Here is a 17,351-nt window from a genome sequence, read left to right as displayed (position 1 = left end):
TCAGCGCCGATTCCATTCCTCGGCGAGCAATTCATAGGACCGCACCCGGTCCCGGTGATCGTGAGTGATCGTCGTGACGATCAACTCGTCGGCCGAGGTGGCGTCGCGCAGGCGTTCCAGCCGATCGGCGACCTGCGCGGCGGTTCCCACGAACTGGGTGTCGACGCGGTCGGCCACCAGCCGGCGCTCGGCCTCCGTCCAGACGTGCCCGCGCGCTTCGTCGGCCGTCGGGTACGGAATGGCTCCCTCGGCCGTGCGGATACTGCGTACCCAGAGCCCATATCCCACTGCCAGCTCCCGGGCGGTCGCCTCGTCCTCGGCGACGACGACGTCAGCGGATACGGTGACGTAGGGCCGGTTCACCTCGGCCGACGGCCGGAAAGCGGCTCGATAGGCGTCGACCGCCTCGAGGACAGCGGACGGTGTGACGTGGTAGTTGGCGGCAAACCGCAAACCCTTGCTTCCGGCCACCGCGGCGCTTTCCCCACCGCTGCTGCCGAGAATCCAGATCTGCAGGTCGGCACCGCCTCCGGGGACGACGTGCGCCTCCTCACCGTTCTCGGCGCGGTACGTGTCGGCGATCAGGCTGAGGATGTCATCCACCTGCTCGGTGTAGTTCTGCGATTGCGCACCCGGCAACTGCAGCAGCGCTTTGTGCAATGCCAGGCGGGGCGACTGTAACAACGACGTCGGGTCGAAGGCGGGTGGAATCGTGAGGCCGTCAGGAGGACGTCGTTCGAGCACCGCATCAGCGGGGCGTGGCCCGGTCGGTTTTCCTCCGGAACGCCCCAGCCCCAGATCGAACCTGCCGGGAAACCGGGCGTCGAGCAGCCCGAACTCCTCCACGGTCGCCAACGCGGTGCGGTGACCCATCTGCACCGCACCCGAGCCGAGCCGGATCGTCGACGTCTCCGACGCGGTCAAAGCCAGCAGGATGGCCGGTGAAGTTCCGGCCACGCCGGGATTGAGATGGTGCTCGGCGAACCAGTAACGGGCGTAGCCCAGTGACTCGGCGCGCCGCGCCAGGTCGATGCTGTTGTCCAGGGCGCGCGCTGCCGTCGATCCCGATGAAATCGGGACCAGGTCGAGGACTGTCAATGGCGTCGGCACGATGCCCCTCAGGATGCCGCGGAACCGGCTGCGTCGGCGCCGGCCCGGCGCCGCAGCGGGGGTAAGCCCAGATGGTCACGCAGCGTGGTTCCGCTGTAGTCGGACCGGAAGACGCCTCGGTCCTGCAGCAGCGGCACGACCTGGTCGACGAATGGATCCAGCCCACCCGGTGTGATGTGGGGGACCAGGATGAAGCCGTCGCTGGCATCGAGCTGCACGAGTTCGTCGATGGACGCGGCGACCGTCTGCGCTGATCCGACGAACGACTGTCGCCCGGTCACCTCGACGATCAGCTCGCGAGTGGTCAGGTTCTCCGCGGCGGCTCTATCCCGCCAATCGTTCGCTATGGCAACCGGATCCCGGTACATGCGGACGCTGGCCCTGCCGCGTGAGATGGTGTTCTCCCCGACGATCGGATCGACGGTGGGCAGCGGGCCGTCCGGGTCGTGGTCGCTGAGGTCGCGGTTCCACAGCTGTTCGAGGAACTTGATCGCCGTCTGCGGGGAAACCTGGGCCAGTCGCACCTCGCGCGCGATCTCCTCGGCCTCGGCGTCGGTCTCCCCGATCACGAAGGTGGCGGCAGGCAGGATCAGCAACTCGTCGCGGTGCCGTCCGTAGCGGGCCAGACGCCCCTTGACATCGCTGTAGAACGCTTGCCCCGCTGCCAGGGTGCTGTGCCGGGAGAAGATCGCGTCGGCGGCCGCCGCCGCGAACTCGCGACCCGCATCGGAGTCGCCCGCCTGAAAAATGACCGGTCGGCCCTGCGGACTGCGGGGAACGTTGAACCGACCGTGAATGTCGAAGTGCGCGTCCTGATGCGCGAACGAGCCGGCGCCGGCGTCGGCCAGGAAGACTCCGGAGTCCTTGTCCGCCAATATCTCGTCGCCCCGCCAAGAATCGAACAGTTCGTTCGCCGTCTGCAGGAACGTCTTCGCCCGCTCGTAACGCTGGTCCTCGGCCAGAAACCCCCCGCGCCGAAAGTTCTGACCGGTGAACGCATCCCAAGACGTCACCACGTTCCAGGCGGCCCGGCCGGCGGATAGGTGATCCAGCGAGGCGAACTGCCGCGCCACCTCATAGGGCTCGTTGAACGTCGAGTTGATGGTGCCGGTCAATCCCAGTCTGTCGGTGACCGCCGCCAACGCCGCAAGTACCGTGAAGGTGTCGGGCCGGCCGACGACGTCGAGATCGTAGATCTGGTTGTTCTGTTCGCGCAGCCGCAATCCTTCGGCAAGGAACAGGAAGTCGAACTTGCCCCGCTCGGCCGTCCGGGCGAACTGGGCGAACGAGCTGAACTCGATGTGACTGCCCGCTGCCGGATCGCTCCACACGGTGGTGTTGTTGACACCTGGAAAGTGGGCTGCGAGGTGAATTTGCTTGACAGGCTTGGCCATTGGGACGCTCCTTGAGAGTCAGGCGGTGGCGTACCGGCTGGTGGGCCGTGCCAATCCCAGCGTCCCGCGCAGCGTTTCGGCGGTACGGGAGGCCCGGAACAGTTTTCGGCGGCGCAACTCGGGCACCAGCTCCTCGGTGATCTGCAGCAGGTCGTGCGGCAGCGTCGCCGGACGCAGCCGGAACCCCGCCAGGCCACCCGATCGCCACTCCTGCAGCAGATCGGCCAACTGGGCGGGTGTCCCGACGAAAACCGCGGCATCACTGCGATATTCGCTTCCGGCCAGTTCGTCAAGCCGGCGCCGGCGGGCCTCGGCGGCTATCGGAGTGTCATCGAGGAAAACGGTGAGATCAGCCAGCAGGTGCAGCGGGCCCCGCGGTCTTGCCACAGCGCGTCGCGCGATGTCGGCAACGATGGCTTCGGCCTGCCCGGCGTCCTGCGGGGTCACGAATCCGACATCCGCACTGTCGGCGATGAACTGGTAGGTGGCAGCGCCGTGACCCAGGGCGGCCACGATCGGTTGGCCCTGCGGCGGCCGGGGGGTTATCGAGGGCCCCTTGACGGAGAACCAGCGCCCTTCAAAGTCGATGTAGTGCAGCTTGGTTCGATCGATGAACCGTCCCGTGGCGACATCGCGTATCTCGGCGTCGTCCTCCCAGCTGTCCCACAACCGACGCAGCACCTCCACGTAGTCGGTTGCCTCGAGGAGAAGTTCGTCGAACCGTGGGCGCTGGGACGGGTCGGTGAGCGCATCGTCAGAGAAGCGGGGCAGCACACGGCGGCCGAAGTGCGCGGCCTCATCGTTGCGGCTGGACACGCGGATTCGAACCCCGGCCCGGCCCGCGCTCACGTAGTCGAGCGTGGCGATCGACTTCGACACATGAAACGGCTCGGTATGGGACGCGACCACCGTCGGCACCAGCCCGATCCGCTTGGTAAGCGGCGCGATCCGTGCGGCGATGAGCACGGCGTCCAGCCGGCCGCGCACCCGGTCGCGACGGTTGTCGGGATCGAACTGTTCGTCGGACTGCACCGCCAAGCCATCTTCGATGGTGACGAAGTCCAACGACCCGCGCTCGGCCTCGACGACGAGATCGGTCCAGTAGCCCGCGGTGAACAGATCGCTGGGCCGGGCGTCGGGCTCCCGCCACGCCGCCGGGTGCCATCCGGTGCCATCGAGGGCCACGGCCAGGAAAAAACTATCCGGCGAAACGCTCACTGCGCCAACGCTTCCCTCGATCGAACTGCCCCCTGAGCGGTCAGCAATGGCAGCACACCCTCAGCGAACCAGTACGCCTCCTCCAGATGCGGATAGCCGGAAAGGATGAACTCGTCGAAGCCGAGCGAGTGGTATTCGGTGATGAGGTTTGCCACTTCTTGATGACTGCCTACCAGAGCGGTGCCCGCACCGCCGCGGATCAGCCCGACGCCGGCCCACAGGTTCGGGTAGATCTCCAGCTTGTCCGTACGCCCACCGTGCAGTGCCGTCATTCGCCGTTGGCCCTCCGATTCGGATTTGGCGTGCAGTTCCGTGGCTGCCGCGATCTGTTCCTCGGTCAGTTCGGCGAGCAGCGACTCGGCGACGGCCCAGGCCGCGGCGGGGGTGTCCCGGCTGATGGTGTGCAACCGGATACCGAATCGGATGTCCCGGCCGCGTGCGGCGGCTTGTGCGCGCACACGTGCGATCTTGGCGGCCGCGACAGGCGGCGGCTCGCCCCAGGTGAGGTAGACGTCGGCGAACTCGGCGGCGATCGGGAGGGCCGCCGCTGATGAGCCACCGAAGTAGATACCCGGCACCGGATCCGGTGGCACGGGCACCCGCGCGTCGGCGACCCGGTAGTACCGACCGGTGTAATCCACCGAATCCTTGCTCCACAACGAGGTGAGGATCTGCAGGAATTCTGCGGTGCGCGCATACCGCTCGTCGTGATCGAGCCAGTCGCCGAATCGCCGTTGCTCGCTGTCGTCGCCACCGCTGACGATGTTGAGCAACACCCGGCCATCGGAGAACCGCTGCAGGGTCGCCGCTTGTTGAGCGGCCAGGGTCGGCGGCGTCAGGCCCGGACGGAAAGCGACCAGAAACTTCAGTCTCTCGGTCTCGGCCACCAACGCCGAGGCAGTCAGCCAGGCGTCTTCACACCAGGTCCCGGTGGGTGTCAGCACCCCCTCATAGCCGAGCCGGTCGGCGGCGCGGGCCACCTCGGCCAGGTAACGACGGGTCGGCCCGCGATAGCCGGCAGGCAGACCCAAGTGGGAAGACGCGTGTGACGCACCGACGATCGACCTGCTGTCGCCGCTCGTCGGCAGGAACCAGAAGAAGCTTGGTGGCATCACAAAAGACGCTATGCGCCTCGCCCGTCAGGGAAACGGGTTTGGCTCCCACTGAGGGAAACGACGAGCGAGAAAATACACCCTGAGCAGGGCTTCTATCGACCGGGAGTGACGGTCGTTACGCTGCGGCGGCCCGTCCGGGGGTGTGATCTCGCCGCCTGAACGGTAGCGGCTGGGTGACGGGGTATCCGCTGAGATAGTGGAGCGGCGATACTGGTAGCCGTTACCAACGCGGAGCCATCATTAGCCGACCGACACTGACGCCGGGAGAACACGCATGAGCGATGATCAGCCGACCATCATCTACACGCTGACCGACGAGGCGCCACTGCTGGCGACCTACGCATTTCTGCCGATAGTCCGGGCCTTCGCCGAGCCGGCGGGCATCAAGATCAAGACCAGTGACATCTCGGTGGCGGCCAGGATTCTGGCCCAGTTCCCCGACCAGCTGAACGAAGACCAGCGCGTCCCGGACAACCTCGGCGAGCTGGGGAAGCTGACCCAGGACCCGGACACCAACATCATCAAGCTGCCCAACATCAGCGCCTCGGTGCCGCAGCTGGTCTCGGCCATCAAGGAACTGCAGGGCAAGGGCTACAAGATTCCGGACTTCCCGGAGAACCCCAAGACGGACGAGGAAAAGGAGCTCCGGAAGCGCTACGGCAACTGCCTGGGTAGCGCGGTGAACCCCGTTCTGCGCGAAGGAAACTCCGACCGGCGAGCGCCCAAGGCGGTCAAAGAATACGCCCGCAAGCACCCGCACAGCATGAGCCCGTGGTCGATGGCCTCGCGCACCCACGTCGCGACCATGAAGCACGGCGACTTCTACCACGGCGAGAAATCGATGACGGTGGACGGCGCCCGCGACGTGCGGATGGAGCTGGTCACCCAGAGCGGCGAGGCCATCGTGCTCAAGCCCAAGGTGTCGCTGCTGGATGGCGACATCATCGACAGCATGTTCATGAGCAAGAAGGCCCTCTGCGACTTCTACGAAGAGCAGATGGAAGACGCGCACAAGACGGGCGTGATGTTCTCACTGCACGTCAAGGCGACCATGATGAAGGTCAGCCACCCGATCGTGTTCGGGCATGCGGTGCGCATCTTCTACAAGGACGCCTTCGAGAAGCACCAGGATCTGTTCGACGAGCTGGGCGTCAACGTCAACAACGGGTTGGTCGATCTGTACAACAAGATCGAGTCGCTGCCCGCGTCACAACACGACGAGATCATCCGCGACCTGCACGCCTGCCATGAGCACCGCCCCGAACTGGCGATGGTCGACTCGGCCAAGGGCATCTCCAACTTCCATTCGCCCAGCGACGTGATCGTCGACGCGTCCATGCCGGCGATGATCCGGGCCGGCGGCAAGATGTGGGGCGCCGACGGGCGGCCGAAAGACACCAAGGCCGTCAACCCGGAGTCCACCTTCTCCCGCATCTACCAGGAGATCATCAACTTCTGTAAGACCAACGGCCAGTTCGACCCGACGACGATGGGCACCGTCCCCAATGTCGGCCTGATGGCGCAGCAGGCCGAAGAGTACGGCTCCCACGACAAGACGTTCGAGATACCCGAGGCCGGGGTCGCCAACATCGTGGACGCCGAAACCGGTGAGGTGCTGCTCAGCCAGAATGTCGAAGAAGGCGACATCTGGCGTATGCCGATCGTGCGGGACGAGCCGATCCGCGACTGGGTCAAACTGGCCGTCAACCGGGCACGCAACTCCGGGATGCCGGTGCTGTTCTGGCTCGACCCCTACCGGCCGCACGAGAACGAACTGATCACGAAGGTCAAGACGTACCTGCAGGAACACGACACCGAGGGACTCGACATTCAGATCATGTCCCAGGTGCGTTCCATGCGGTACACGCTCGAGCGCCTGGTCCGCGGGCTGGACACCATCGCCGCGACCGGCAATATCCTGCGCGACTACCTGACCGACCTGTTCCCGATCCTGGAATTGGGTACCAGCGCCAAGATGCTCTCGATCGTGCCGCTGATGGCCGGCGGTGGGATGTACGAAACCGGTGCGGGTGGTTCGGCGCCCAAGCATGTGCACCAGTTGGTCGAGGAGAACCACCTACGCTGGGACTCCCTCGGCGAATTCCTGGCACTGGGTGCGTGTTTCGAGGACATCGGCATCAAGACCGGCAACGAGCGCGCCAAGATTCTGGGCAAGACGCTGGACGCCGCGATCGGAAAGCTGCTGGAGAACGACAAGAGCCCGTCCCGCAAGACCGGCGAGCTCGACAACCGGGGCAGCCAGTTCTACCTCGCGCTGTACTGGGCGCAGGAGCTCGCGGCGCAGGACGACGACGAGGAGCTGAAGAAGCACTTCGCCGCGCTCGCCGAAGCTTTGGCCAAGAACGAAGACACCATCGTGCGCGAACTGAACGCGGTGCAGGGCGAGGAGGCCGACATCGGCGGCTATTACTACCCGGACCCGGACAAGACCGCGGCGGTGATGCGGCCGAGCAAGACGTTCAACGACGCGTTGGACGCCGCGCGCGACTAGCTAGAAGAGCCCGCGAGCGCGGGCACGGTGTCTTCGCGGTGCCACAACGACTGTGCTCCGACCTTGAACTGGTTGAGTTTGTCGATGATGCTCTGGCCTTCCGGAGTGTGACCCCAGATGCTGATGCCCTGATGCGTCGTTGGTTCCCAAGTGGATTCGTCGACGACGATCGGGTTCCAGCCGACCTCCCATTCGAAACCGGACGGCGTCACGGCGTAGAAGGAGAGTTCACGGTCGTTGGTGTGCTGGCCGACGCCCAGCGCCATCTCGAAGCCGAGTTCTTTGACCCGCTGATAGGCCGTCGTCATGTCGTCCAGCGAGGCCACCTGAATGTTGCAGTGCTGGACCCGGGTACGAATCGGGTTGAGCGGCAACCGGTTGACCGCCGCGATCGCCACCGAATGATGACGCTCGTTCACCCGCAGAAAGCGGATCTTGAACTTCAGCCCGTTGATGGTTTCGTCGATGAAATCGGTCAGCCGGGCGTCGAACACGGTCTGGTAGTAACCGCGGACCTGCTCGGGTTTCTTGCTGGTGAGCGCGACGTGACCCAATCCCGAAGCGCCGGTGACGAATCCGCCACGGACGGCGAGCGGGACACTGCTCGTCCTGGCGCGGGTGAAGATCTCCTGGGTCAGGCCGTTGGGTCCGGGGAATCGCACCAGTCGCTCGACACCGCGCAACGCGGCCTCCTCGCCGGTGCCGCCGGTGACGGGGACGCCGTGGCCGGCGACGCGGGAGACGATGTCGTCGAAGGCAGCGTGATCGTCGACCTCCCAGCCCAGCGCGGCGACGTCCTCGGCGGGCCCGCGCTGCAACAGGAAGCGGCATTCGTGGTCGTCGAGCCGAAATCGCTGGACGTCGGGCATGGCATCGTCGAGGTGCATGCCGAGAGCGTCGCGTCCGAATCTGCGCCACTCGGTGAACTTGTTCGTCTCGATGATGAGGTAGCCGAGGTGCACCCGGCCGAATACGTCACGCATGAGCCAACCTCGAATCCTGTTGCAGGAACTCATATACCAATTCGTTGAACAGCTCGGCCCGTTCCCACTGGAACCAGTGCCCGGTGTGGGAGGTCATGACCAGTTCGGCATTCGGCATCATGTTGAGCAGCATCGGTCCACCCGCCGGCCGGTTGACCTTGTCGTCACGGCCCCACAGCACCAATGTCGGTGTCTGCAGCTGTCTCAACCGTGCATCTCGGGTCAGGTCCATCCGCCACAGTGTGCGCAGTCCCGACGGACGGCGCAGCGGCGGATTGGCCACCACTTCGGGGTCGATCGACGCCTCGTAGCGCACGTCGATCAGCGCTTCCGGCACTGAATCTCTCTCGTACACAAGATATGTGCGGATGAAGCTCGCCAGCTTCTCTCGACTCGGGCCATGCCCGCCGTAGTAGGACAGCAGGCTCTTGAGGCCGGCGGTGGGCAGCGCCCGGGTGGTACCGACTCCGCCGGGACCCATCAGGACCAGCTTGTCGACCCGGTCGGGGGTGTCCAGGGCGAGGCGCAACGCGGCGGCGCCACCATAGGAGTTGCCCACCAGATGCGCTGCCCCAACGCCGAGTTGGTCGAGCAGTCCCCGGACCGAATCCGCGAGGGAGCCGAACGGGTCGGACTGGTCCAGCGTTTTGGTGGAACGGCCGTACCCCGGCATGTCGGGAACGATCACCCGGAACCGCCGCGCCAGCGCGTCGATGTTGCGGGAGTAGTTCGTCACGCCCGAGGCACCGGGCCCGCCTCCGTGCAGCAGCACCACCGGCGCCCCGCTTCCGGTTTCGGCGTAAAAGATCGGCTGACCGTTGACAACGACGGTCCGTTCGGCCAAGTCGATGCTGGTCATGCGAGAACCCCGCTCGCGATCGCCGCCGGGGTGCTGACGGCGCAGTCCAGACCGGGCGGCGGTGGCGGCATCGGCGCTGCGAAATCGGCTGCTGCGTAGACGAATCCGTCCGGGCGTACGACCACGGCGGTGGCCTTGTGCTTCGTAAGCCAGGCCGTCAGCATGGTGTCGCGTACCGGAAGCATCATCACCCCGCGCTGTGACCATGCCTGCGCGCCGGGCGGCGGAGCACCGATGTGCAGCAGCGTCCAACGGCCCTGCAGGACGTCGTCGAGGCGCACCTTGGCACCGGTGTCGTCACTGATGCTGGGCTGGATCATCTGCCGACCCTCGGCTCTGTGCCCGGCCCCGGCGAAGAATCCGTCGGGATAGTAGGCCTCGGGGACCCAATACAGCTTCTGTCCCTGCCGAGTTATCGCGGGCACCTTGGTAATCAGCCGTAGCAGGTGGTTGCGGACGGCAGCGAGCACCTCGTTGTGCTCGGTGATGACGCGGCCCATCAGCACCGCCCGTCTGGTGACCTCGGTGACATGCGGTTTGCGTTCTTTCTCATACGAATCCAGCAGCGCCTCGGGTGCTTTGCCTCGCAGCACCGCGGTCATCTTCCAGCAAAGATTGGCGACGTCGCGGACACCCGCGGCCATGCCCTGCCCAATCCACGGTGGCATGGCGTGTGCGGCGTCGCCGGCCAGGAATACGCGGCCGACCCGCCACCGGTCGGCGGTGCGTACGTGGTGACGGTAGATCACCGCGCGCAGCACCTCGACGTGTTCGTCGGTGATGCCCTGCTCGTTGAGCACCTTCCACACGGCTTGGTCGCTGACGAGATATTCGTCGGTGTCGCCGGGCCGGGCCGGGTATTCCCACCGGTGGTGACCCAGCGGTGTCGGGCAGTCGACGGTGGGACGAGCGGGGTTGCAGTGAAACCTCAAGCGATCGTGAGCGTCCCATTCCTTGACAACCTTGGTGTCGATGACCACCCACCGTTCGGAGTAGGTCTTGCCCGAATAGCCGACACCCAGCTGTCCGCGCGTCGGTGACGAGCCGCCGTCAGCGGCGATCACATAGGAGGCGCGGACCCGTTTGAAGAGGTCTGATCGGAGGTCGGCCAGCATCAGCTCGACGTGGTCGCCTTTGTTGATCACCCGCAGGCATTCGTGCTCGAGCATCAACCCGACGTTGCCGAAACGGGCCACCCCCTCGCGCAGCACCTGATCGACGGCTGGCTGATAGATGAACTGCTGTGGCGGATGGCCGCAGCCGTGCCCGGAAATGGTCGTTTCGTAGAAGGGGGCACCATCGGCGTCGACGAAGGCCACCGGACGATCGGGCAGCATGTCCTGCTGCAAGCGGTCGGCCAGGCCTACCGACTGCCAGATGCGCATCACCTCCTCGTCGGTCGAGATGGCGCGCGCCCGGTTGTAGATGTCGGGATCACGTTCGATGACAACGACTTTCAGCCCCTGCCTGCCCAGCAGGTTGGCAGCCGTGGCACCGACCGGCCCGTAGCCGACGATGGCGACGTCGTAGGTCGGTGCTGAACAGGCCGGTGATCCCGAATCGCTCACTTTTGACTCTCTTCTTCGGGTGTCGTCACAGACACTTGTACCGTAGTGTTCGCTACGGTAATGTAATGCTCACTACGGAGTCAATACCTCAGGAGTTCTTGTGCTCGCCGCTACCGCCGACGCCCTCTGGAATGCCGCACGCGATCGCGCCCCGATCCGTCCCCCGACCGAATCCTTGCCCGGGCTGCGAGTCGCGGACGCCTACGCGATTCAGCAGATCAATCTGCGGCGCAGGCTGGCCGCCGGTGCCGTGCTGGTGGGCCGCAAGATCGGCCTGACGTCCCGGCCCATGCAGGAGCTGCTCGGTGTCGACGAACCGGATTTCGGTTTCATCCTCGACGACATGGTGATCGCCGGCGGAAGTGTCGACGCGTCGCGGTTCTGCAGTCCACGGGTGGAGCCCGAGATCGCATTTCTGTTGCGGGATCCGTTGCGCGGCCCCGGCGTGACCGTCGCGGATGTCTATGCCGCAACGCAATCCGTGGCCGCGGCGCTGGAAATCGTCGACAGCCGTATCGCGGACTGGCAGCTCACCCTGGCCGACACCGTCGCCGACAATGCGAGTTCGGGCGCGGTGGTGATCGGCGAGTGGTTGCCCTGTACCGGCGACCTCTGCCTGCCGCAGGTCGTCGCGTCGCTGGTCCTCAACGGCACCGAAGTCGGCCGTGGCACCGGCGAGGCGGTGATGGGCGATCCCGCGGCAGCGGTCGCCTGGCTGGCCAACGCGCTGGCCGAGTTCGACACCGAACTCTCCGCGGGCCAGTTCGTGATGTCCGGGTCCTTCACCACCGCGTCCTTCGTGGCGCGGGGTGACGTCGCTACCGCCGACATCGACACACTCGGCACCGTATCGCTGGCCTTCACGTAGAGGAAACTGCAGTGGCGCAACATGACTGGTCGGTGGCGATCATCGGCTCGGGCAACATCGGCACCGACCTGATGATCAAGATCCTGCGTAGCGACGGGCCGCTTCGAGTGGTCGCCATGGCCGGCATCGACCCCGATTCCGACGGTTTGGCACGCGCCCGAGGTTTGGGCATCCCCACCACCTCCGGCGGCGTGGACGGCCTGCTGTCGATGCCGCAGTTCGACGATGTCAGGCTGGTATTCGACGCGACATCTGCCACCGTCCACCGGGCCAACTGGGCGAGGCTGCAACCGACCGGGGTACGGGTGCTCGACCTCACCCCGGCCGCCGTCGGCCCATACTGCGTCCCGGTGGTCAACCTCGACGACCACCTCGACCGGGGCAACCTGACCCGCCGGCTACTCCACCGAGGAACAGATAGGCGCCGACCTCGTGCGCCCACGGCGCCGGCTTGACCACCGGACGTCCGTAATAGGAGGAGAATTCGGCGTCCGGCACCATCAACGACTCATCGCGGCGGCGCTTCCCGTCGGCACGACGCCGACGTTTTCCCCCCGACGGCGGCCGCAGGCTGTCGTACTCCGACGTGCTCATCGCGCTCGCAGAAAGGCCAGCGCACCCGCGGCGAACATGCCGGCGGCGGCCACCCCGGCCCGCTTGAACATGGTCATCAGATCCGCCGTGCAGACCCGCGGATCCGGCGGCAGCCCGTACACCTCGGGCTCATCCAGGAGCAGGAAGACCGACCCGGTGCCGCCGACACCGTCGTGCTCGTTGGCGCCGTACAGCCGCGCCTCGGTCATGCCGCGGGCATGCAACGCGGCAACCCGTTCGCGCGCGGCCGCAACGAGATCGTCGTGGTCGCCGAACTTGATCGACGTCGTCGGACAGGTCTGGGCGCAGGCCGGCGTCTGGTCTTCCAGAAGCCGGTCGTAACAGAGCGTGCATTTCTGCGCCACGCCGGTGACGAACCCGTGTTCCGGACGCTCCGACCGCTTAGCCGGCGTGGCGTAGGTGCCGTCGCTGCGCCGCTCGACGACCCCGAATGGGCACCCGGCCACGCAGGTGCCGCACCCGTTGCAGACGTCGTCCTGCACGACGACGGTGCCGAATTCGGTGCGGAACAACGCACCCGTCGGGCAGACGTCGAGGCACCCGGCGTGGGTGCAGTGCTTGCACACGTCCGAGGCCATCAGCCAACGGAACTCCGGGGTGTCCGGCGGAGTGGTGTCAGGGGCACTGGCCACGGACGGCATGCCCAGGCTCACCAGCGCGCGGCCGGATTCGCGGGCCTCCTCGATGCGGTCGCGGCCCTGCTCGATGAATGCGACGTGCCGCCAGGTGCTGGCACCCAGACTGCCGGTGTTGTCGTACGACGAACCGAGGATCTCCAGATCACCGTCGCGTGGGTTGCGGTTCCACTCCTTGCAGGCCACCTCGCACGCCTTGCAGCCGATGCAGATGGAGGTGTCGGTGAAGAAGCCCTTACGCGGCTTGCGATCCGGCCAACCCGCGTCGTCAGTGGGATCGGTCGATTCGACCAGCTGCGCCATCAAGCCTCCCGCTGCGGCATCGGTAATTCGGACGTCGTCGTTAATCGGATATTGTCCGTCTCCACGGTTACCCCCGCACGCGACTGGTACTCCTCGATGAGCCGCAGCAGCGCCTCACCTTGCGGCCGCCGGCCCGGGCGGATGTCACACGAGCCGGCCTTGGACTCCTGGATCTGCACGTTCGGGTCCAGCGCCACCCCCAGCAGGTCGTTGGCCGCGTCGCCGCTCACCACGGCGTCACTGCCCACCCCCCAGTGGTAGGGCAGCCCGATCTGGTGGATGGTGTGGCCGCCGATGACCAGGGGCCTCATCCGCTCGGTGACGAGCACCTTGGCCTCGATGGCCGCCCGCGGGGAGACGATCGTCGCCCAGCCGTACGGCTCGAGACCGCGTTCGGCGGCCAGCTCCGGGGAGACCTCGCAGAACATCTCCGGCTGCAGCTCGGCGAGGTACGGCAGCCAGCGACTCATGCCGCCCGCGGTGTGGTGCTCGGTGAGCCGATAAGTGGTGAACACGTACGGGTAGACGTCGCTGCCCGGGTCTCCGGCACTGGGGGCCCACAGATTGTCCTTGCGCGGGAACATGATTCGCGACGGGTTCTGCTGCTGCGGGTACAACGCATTGGCCACCGGCGACTCCTGCGGCTCGTAGTGGGTGGGCAGCGGCCCGTCCACCAGGCCCTTGGGCGCGAACAGCCACGCCTTGCCGTCGGCCTGCATGATGAACGGGTCGTCACCGGCCAGCCCGTCCGGCCCGCCGACGTCGGGATCGGGACGGATGTCCGGGGCGCGGTCGACCGGGAAGTCGGGTACGTCGTCTCCGACCCAGCGTTGCTGCGCGGGGTCCCACCAGATGTAGCGCTTGCGCTCGCTCCACGGTTTGCCGTCCGGGTCGGCCGAGGCGCGGTTGTAGAGGATGCGCCGGTCGGCGGGCCAGGCCCAACCCCATTCCGACTGGCTCGGGGTGGGGCCGCCGAGCGGTGCCCGGCGGGCGGCCTGGTTGACGCCGTCGGCGTACACCCCCGAGTAGATCCAGCAGCCGCACGCCGTCGATCCGTCGGCGGCCAGTTCGATGTAACCCGGTACCGGCCGGCCCGCCTTCGGCCCGGTCAGATAGCGACCGCTGATCTCGGCCAGCACCGCGGTGGGATCCGGTTCGCCGTGTTCGTCGGTGGGATAGTCCCAGGTCAGGTCGAGCAACGGGCGGTCGCGCTCATCGGTGGACCCCGCCAGGCGTTGCCTGATTCGCTTGCCCAGCTCGATGAAAACTGCAGTTCGCTCTGGCAGTCACCGGGCGGCTGGACCGCCTGATGCCGCCACTGCACGAGGCGTTGGGTCTGCGTGAAGGAGCCGGCCTTCTCGACGTGGGTGGCCGCCGGGAAGAAGAACACCTCGGTCTGGATGTCTTCCGTCTTCAGCTCGCCGGAGGCGATCTCGGGCCCGTCCTTCCAGAACGTGGCCGACTCGATCAGGTTGAGGTCACGCACCACCAGCCACTTCAGGTGGGACATGCCCATCCGCTGCATCCGGCCGTGCGCCGATCCGACCGCCGGGTTCTGGCCGAGCAGGAAGTACCCGTCGACCTCATCCTCGAGCATCGACATGACCGTCTGATAGGTGCCGTGCGGGCCGGACAGCCGCGGCAGGTAGTCGTAGGCCCAGTCGTTGTCCTCCCGGGCGGCATCGCCCCACCAGGCCTTGAGCAGGCTGACCAGATAGGTGTCGGCGTTGGCCCAGAAGCCCTTCTGGTTCTTGGGGCCTACCGCCTCGATGTACTGACGATAGGTGTCGTGGACGCCGGCCTTGGGCATCGACAGATATCCGGGCAGCAGGTTGAACAGCGTCGGAATGTCGGTGGAGCCCTGGATGGTGGCGTGGCCGCGCAGCGCCATGATGCCGCTGCCGGGGCGGCCGACGTTGCCCAGCAACAACTGCAGAATCGTTGCGGTGCGGATGAATTGGGCTCCGAGCGTGTGCTGGGTCCAGCCCACCGCGTAGGCGAAACAGGTGGTGCGCTCGCGGCCGGAGTTCTCGGTGACGGCGCGGGCGAGGTAGTCGAAGTCCTCGATGCTGATGCCGCAGACGTCGCGCACCATCTCCGGCGTGTAGCGCGCGTAGTGCCGCTTGAGGATCTGGAACACCGACCGCGGGTGCTGCAGTGTCTCGTCGCGCTGGACGCGGGCATGCGGCAGGGGCGGACCGCCGCTGCCGTGCGCGTCGCCCGCGGCGCGGGCCGCGGCACTGGCCCCGTGTTCGGGGTCGGGCTCGTCCTCCTGTCCCGCGTAGGCCCAGGTGGAGGTGTCGTACTGGCCGGTCTCGGGGTCGAAGCCGGAGAACAGCCCGCCGAGGTCCTCACTGTCGCGGTAGTTTTCGTTGATCAGCGTGGCCGCGTTCGTGTAGGCGAGCACGTACTCCTTGAACCAGAGGTCGCGGGCGATCACGTAGTTGATCAACGCACCAAGTAGTACGACATCGGAGCCGGCCCGGATCGGGATGTGTTTGTCGGACACGGCCGAGGTACGGGTAAAGCGCGGGTCGACGTGAATCAGCTTGGCGCCGCGGGCTTTAGCCTCTTCCACCCACTGGAACCCGACCGGATGGCACTCGGCCATGTTGGAGCCCTGGATGACAATGCAGTCCGCATTGGCCATGTCTTGCAGTGATTGGGTGGCGCCGCCGCGCCCGAAGGAGGTTCCCAGACCGGGAACCGTGGCGGAGTGTCAAATACGGGCTTGGTTCTCGATCTGGATGGCGCCCGCGGCGGTGAAGAGTTTCTTGATGATGTAGTTCTCTTCGTTGTCCAGCGTCGCGCCGCCCAGTGCGGCGATCTTCATGGTGCGCCGCAGTGGGTGGCCGTGTTTGTCGATGTCCTGCCAGGCGTGCCGGCGGGCTTCGACGAACCGGTCGGCGACCATGTCGATCGCCCGGTCGAGCTCCAGCGGTTCCCATTCGGTGGCGCCGGGCGCGCGGTAGAGGACTTTCATCTGCCGGCCCGGGGAGTTGACGAGTTGTTCGCTGGCCGATCCTTTCGGGCAGAGCCGGCCGCGGGATATCGGCGAATCGGGGTCGCCCTCGATCTGGACGACTTTTTCGTCCTTGACATAAACCTTCTGCCCGCAGCCCACCGCGCAGTACGGGCAGATGCTCTGCACCACCCGGTCAGCGGTCGTGGTGCGCGGGGTGATGGCGCGGGTGTGCTTGGAGGTCACCGCCGGACCGCGGCCAAGTCCGTCTCCGGACCGCAATTGCCGGACGACGGGCCATTCCAGGAAGAGTCGGGTGAGTCCCATACTCGAAGACTAGTGCGTCAACTCAGGGCCTGCGAGACTGCCAGATGAGCCCGGCTGCGGTGGCCGCGTTCAGTGAGGGGCAGCGGTGATAGAAGGACGCCTGGCGGGCAAGGTGGCGATCATCACCGGTGCCAGTGCCGGTCTCGGTCGAACCATGGGCGCCATCTTCACCCGGGAAGGAGCCAAGGTCGTGCTTGCGGCCCGGCGCGAGGAACTGGTGCGCGAGGCTGCGGAGGAAGCCGGTCCGAACGCCATCGCCGTCCGTGCCGACGTCACCAGTGAAGACGACGTGATAGCACTGGTGTCCCGCGCGGTGGAGGCATTCGGACACGTTGACATCCTGTGCAACAACGCCGCGGCGCCGGGACAGGACAAGTGGGTGTGGGAACAGACGCTCGACAACTGGAACTCGACCATCGCCATCGACGTCACGGCCGCGATGCTGTGCACGAAACACGTGCTGCTGCAGTCGATGTTGCAGCGCCGGTCCGGCGTCATCCTCAATTTCTCCTCCACGGCGTCCTATGCGGGTATGGCCCGCAAGACTCACTACGTCACCGCCAAGGCGTCGTTGCGCGCCTTCACCAAGGCGGTGGCACTCGAGGTGGGGCCGCACGGCATCCGGTGCAATTGCATCGTGCCCGGCAGCATCGACACCGATCTGTACCGCAACTGGGTGGCACGGATTGCACGCGAGGAAGGGGTGGATAGCGCCGTGATCCGCGAGCGATCTCTGAGAAGCGTTGCATTGAAGACTATTTCGTCCACTGACGACGTCGCCAACCTGGCCTTGTTCCTGGCCGGCGACGAGAGCCGGACCATCACCGGCCAGTCCATCCCGGTTGACGCCGGGGGTTACATGCAAGGTTGACGGTCCAGGCC

11 protein-coding genes and 3 pseudogenes are annotated in these 17,351 nt (G+C 66.2%); 4 read left to right on the top strand and 10 right to left on the bottom strand.

Annotation, left to right across the window (positions count from 1 at the left end; genetic code table 11):
• From AO501_RS01150 to AO501_RS01135, 4 genes are read right to left on the bottom strand one after another with little or no spacing between them, the layout of a single operon-like run.
• Entirely contained in the window at positions 1-1,113 is a 1,113-nt protein-coding gene (locus AO501_RS01150; protein ID WP_055575932.1) for an LLM class flavin-dependent oxidoreductase, read from the bottom strand.
• Positions 1,114-1,118: 5 nt separating this feature from the next.
• On the bottom strand, positions 1,119-2,504 hold the full coding sequence (locus tag AO501_RS01145) for an NtaA/DmoA family FMN-dependent monooxygenase (RefSeq protein ID WP_055575931.1): 1,386 nt from the start codon (positions 2,502-2,504) through the stop codon (positions 1,119-1,121).
• An 18-nt stretch (positions 2,505-2,522) separates the two neighbouring features.
• Positions 2,523-3,722: an LLM class flavin-dependent oxidoreductase gene (locus AO501_RS01140; RefSeq protein ID WP_055575930.1), complete on the bottom strand. Its 1,200-nt coding sequence runs from the start codon at positions 3,720-3,722 to the stop codon at positions 2,523-2,525.
• Positions 3,719-4,834 carry an LLM class flavin-dependent oxidoreductase gene (locus AO501_RS01135; RefSeq protein ID WP_055575929.1) on the bottom strand — a complete coding sequence of 372 codons (1,116 nt, stop codon included), beginning with the start codon at positions 4,832-4,834 and terminating at the stop codon, positions 3,719-3,721. The genes AO501_RS01140 and AO501_RS01135 overlap by 4 nt, the downstream gene beginning before the upstream one ends.
• 277 nt (positions 4,835-5,111) lie before the next feature.
• Here AO501_RS01135 and AO501_RS01130 point away from each other — a divergent pair, with 277 nt between their 5' ends.
• Positions 5,112-7,349: an NADP-dependent isocitrate dehydrogenase gene (locus tag AO501_RS01130; protein WP_055575928.1), complete on the top strand. Its 2,238-nt coding sequence runs from the start codon at positions 5,112-5,114 to the stop codon at positions 7,347-7,349.
• Here AO501_RS01130 and AO501_RS01125 read toward each other — a convergent pair.
• From AO501_RS01125 to AO501_RS01115, 3 genes are read right to left on the bottom strand one after another with little or no spacing between them, the layout of a single operon-like run.
• Complete coding sequence (locus AO501_RS01125) at positions 7,346-8,332, bottom strand: VOC family protein (protein ID WP_055575927.1); 987 nt, start codon at positions 8,330-8,332, stop codon at positions 7,346-7,348. The genes AO501_RS01130 and AO501_RS01125 overlap by 4 nt on opposite strands.
• Entirely contained in the window at positions 8,325-9,191 is an 867-nt protein-coding gene (locus AO501_RS01120) for an alpha/beta fold hydrolase (protein WP_055575926.1), read from the bottom strand. Before AO501_RS01120 ends, AO501_RS01125 begins: the two co-directional genes overlap by 8 nt.
• A complete protein-coding gene (locus tag AO501_RS01115; protein ID WP_055575925.1) occupies positions 9,188-10,759 on the bottom strand; it encodes a bifunctional 3-(3-hydroxy-phenyl)propionate/3-hydroxycinnamic acid hydroxylase in 1,572 nt (523 codons plus the stop codon). The genes AO501_RS01120 and AO501_RS01115 overlap by 4 nt, the downstream gene beginning before the upstream one ends.
• Before the next feature lie 100 nt (positions 10,760-10,859).
• On the opposite strand from AO501_RS01115, the gene AO501_RS01110 reads away from it, so the two are divergent.
• Together AO501_RS01110 and AO501_RS01105 are read left to right on the top strand one after the other, a co-directional pair.
• Positions 10,860-11,627, top strand: coding sequence for a 2-keto-4-pentenoate hydratase (locus AO501_RS01110; RefSeq protein ID WP_055575924.1), 768 nt, complete (start codon positions 10,860-10,862; stop codon positions 11,625-11,627).
• 32 nt (positions 11,628-11,659) lie between these two features.
• Positions 11,660-12,016: pseudogene (locus AO501_RS01105) on the top strand (acetaldehyde dehydrogenase (acetylating)); the annotation flags it as partial.
• Here AO501_RS01105 and AO501_RS38615 read toward each other — a convergent pair.
• The 3 genes and pseudogenes from AO501_RS38615 to fdh all read right to left on the bottom strand — a co-directional run.
• A pseudogene (locus AO501_RS38615) lies at positions 11,991-12,221 on the bottom strand (nitrite reductase); the annotation flags it as partial. The pseudogenes AO501_RS01105 and AO501_RS38615 sit on opposite strands and share 26 nt — an antisense overlap.
• Positions 12,218-13,180, bottom strand: a complete 963-nt coding sequence (locus tag AO501_RS01100) for a 4Fe-4S dicluster domain-containing protein (protein WP_055575923.1) — start codon at positions 13,178-13,180, stop codon at positions 12,218-12,220. The pseudogene AO501_RS38615 and the gene AO501_RS01100, both read right to left, overlap by 4 nt.
• A pseudogene (fdh, locus tag AO501_RS01095) lies at positions 13,180-16,469 on the bottom strand (formate dehydrogenase). Before fdh ends, AO501_RS01100 begins: the two are co-directional and overlap by 1 nt.
• An 85-nt stretch (positions 16,470-16,554) precedes the next feature.
• On the opposite strand from fdh, the gene AO501_RS01085 reads away from it, so the two are divergent.
• Positions 16,555-17,340, top strand: a complete 786-nt coding sequence (locus tag AO501_RS01085; RefSeq protein WP_231752292.1) for an SDR family NAD(P)-dependent oxidoreductase — start codon at positions 16,555-16,557, stop codon at positions 17,338-17,340.
• Positions 17,341-17,351: the final 11 nt, after the last annotated feature.

The sequence above is a fragment of the Mycobacterium gordonae genome (genome assembly GCF_001417955.2).
Classification (GTDB): domain Bacteria; phylum Actinomycetota; class Actinomycetes; order Mycobacteriales; family Mycobacteriaceae; genus Mycobacterium; species Mycobacterium gordonae_B.
This window is presented reverse-complemented; position numbering and strand designations above follow the sequence as displayed.

Bases quoted from the DNA above. Each gene is read 5' to 3' on its own strand.
- AO501_RS01145 (WP_055575931.1), bottom strand. From the start codon at position 2,504: ATGGCCAAGCCTGTCAAGCAAATTCACCTCGCAGCCCACTTTCCAGGT.
- AO501_RS01135 (WP_055575929.1), bottom strand. From the start codon at position 4,834: ATGCCACCAAGCTTCTTCTGGTTCCTGCCGACGAGCGGCGACAGCAGG.
- AO501_RS01130 (WP_055575928.1), top strand. From the start codon at position 5,112: ATGAGCGATGATCAGCCGACCATCATCTACACGCTGACCGACGAGGCG.
- AO501_RS01125 (WP_055575927.1), bottom strand. From the start codon at position 8,332: ATGCGTGACGTATTCGGCCGGGTGCACCTCGGCTACCTCATCATCGAG.
- AO501_RS01120 (WP_055575926.1), bottom strand. From the start codon at position 9,191: ATGACCAGCATCGACTTGGCCGAACGGACCGTCGTTGTCAACGGTCAG.
- AO501_RS01100 (WP_055575923.1), bottom strand. From the start codon at position 13,180: ATGGCGCAGCTGGTCGAATCGACCGATCCCACTGACGACGCGGGTTGG.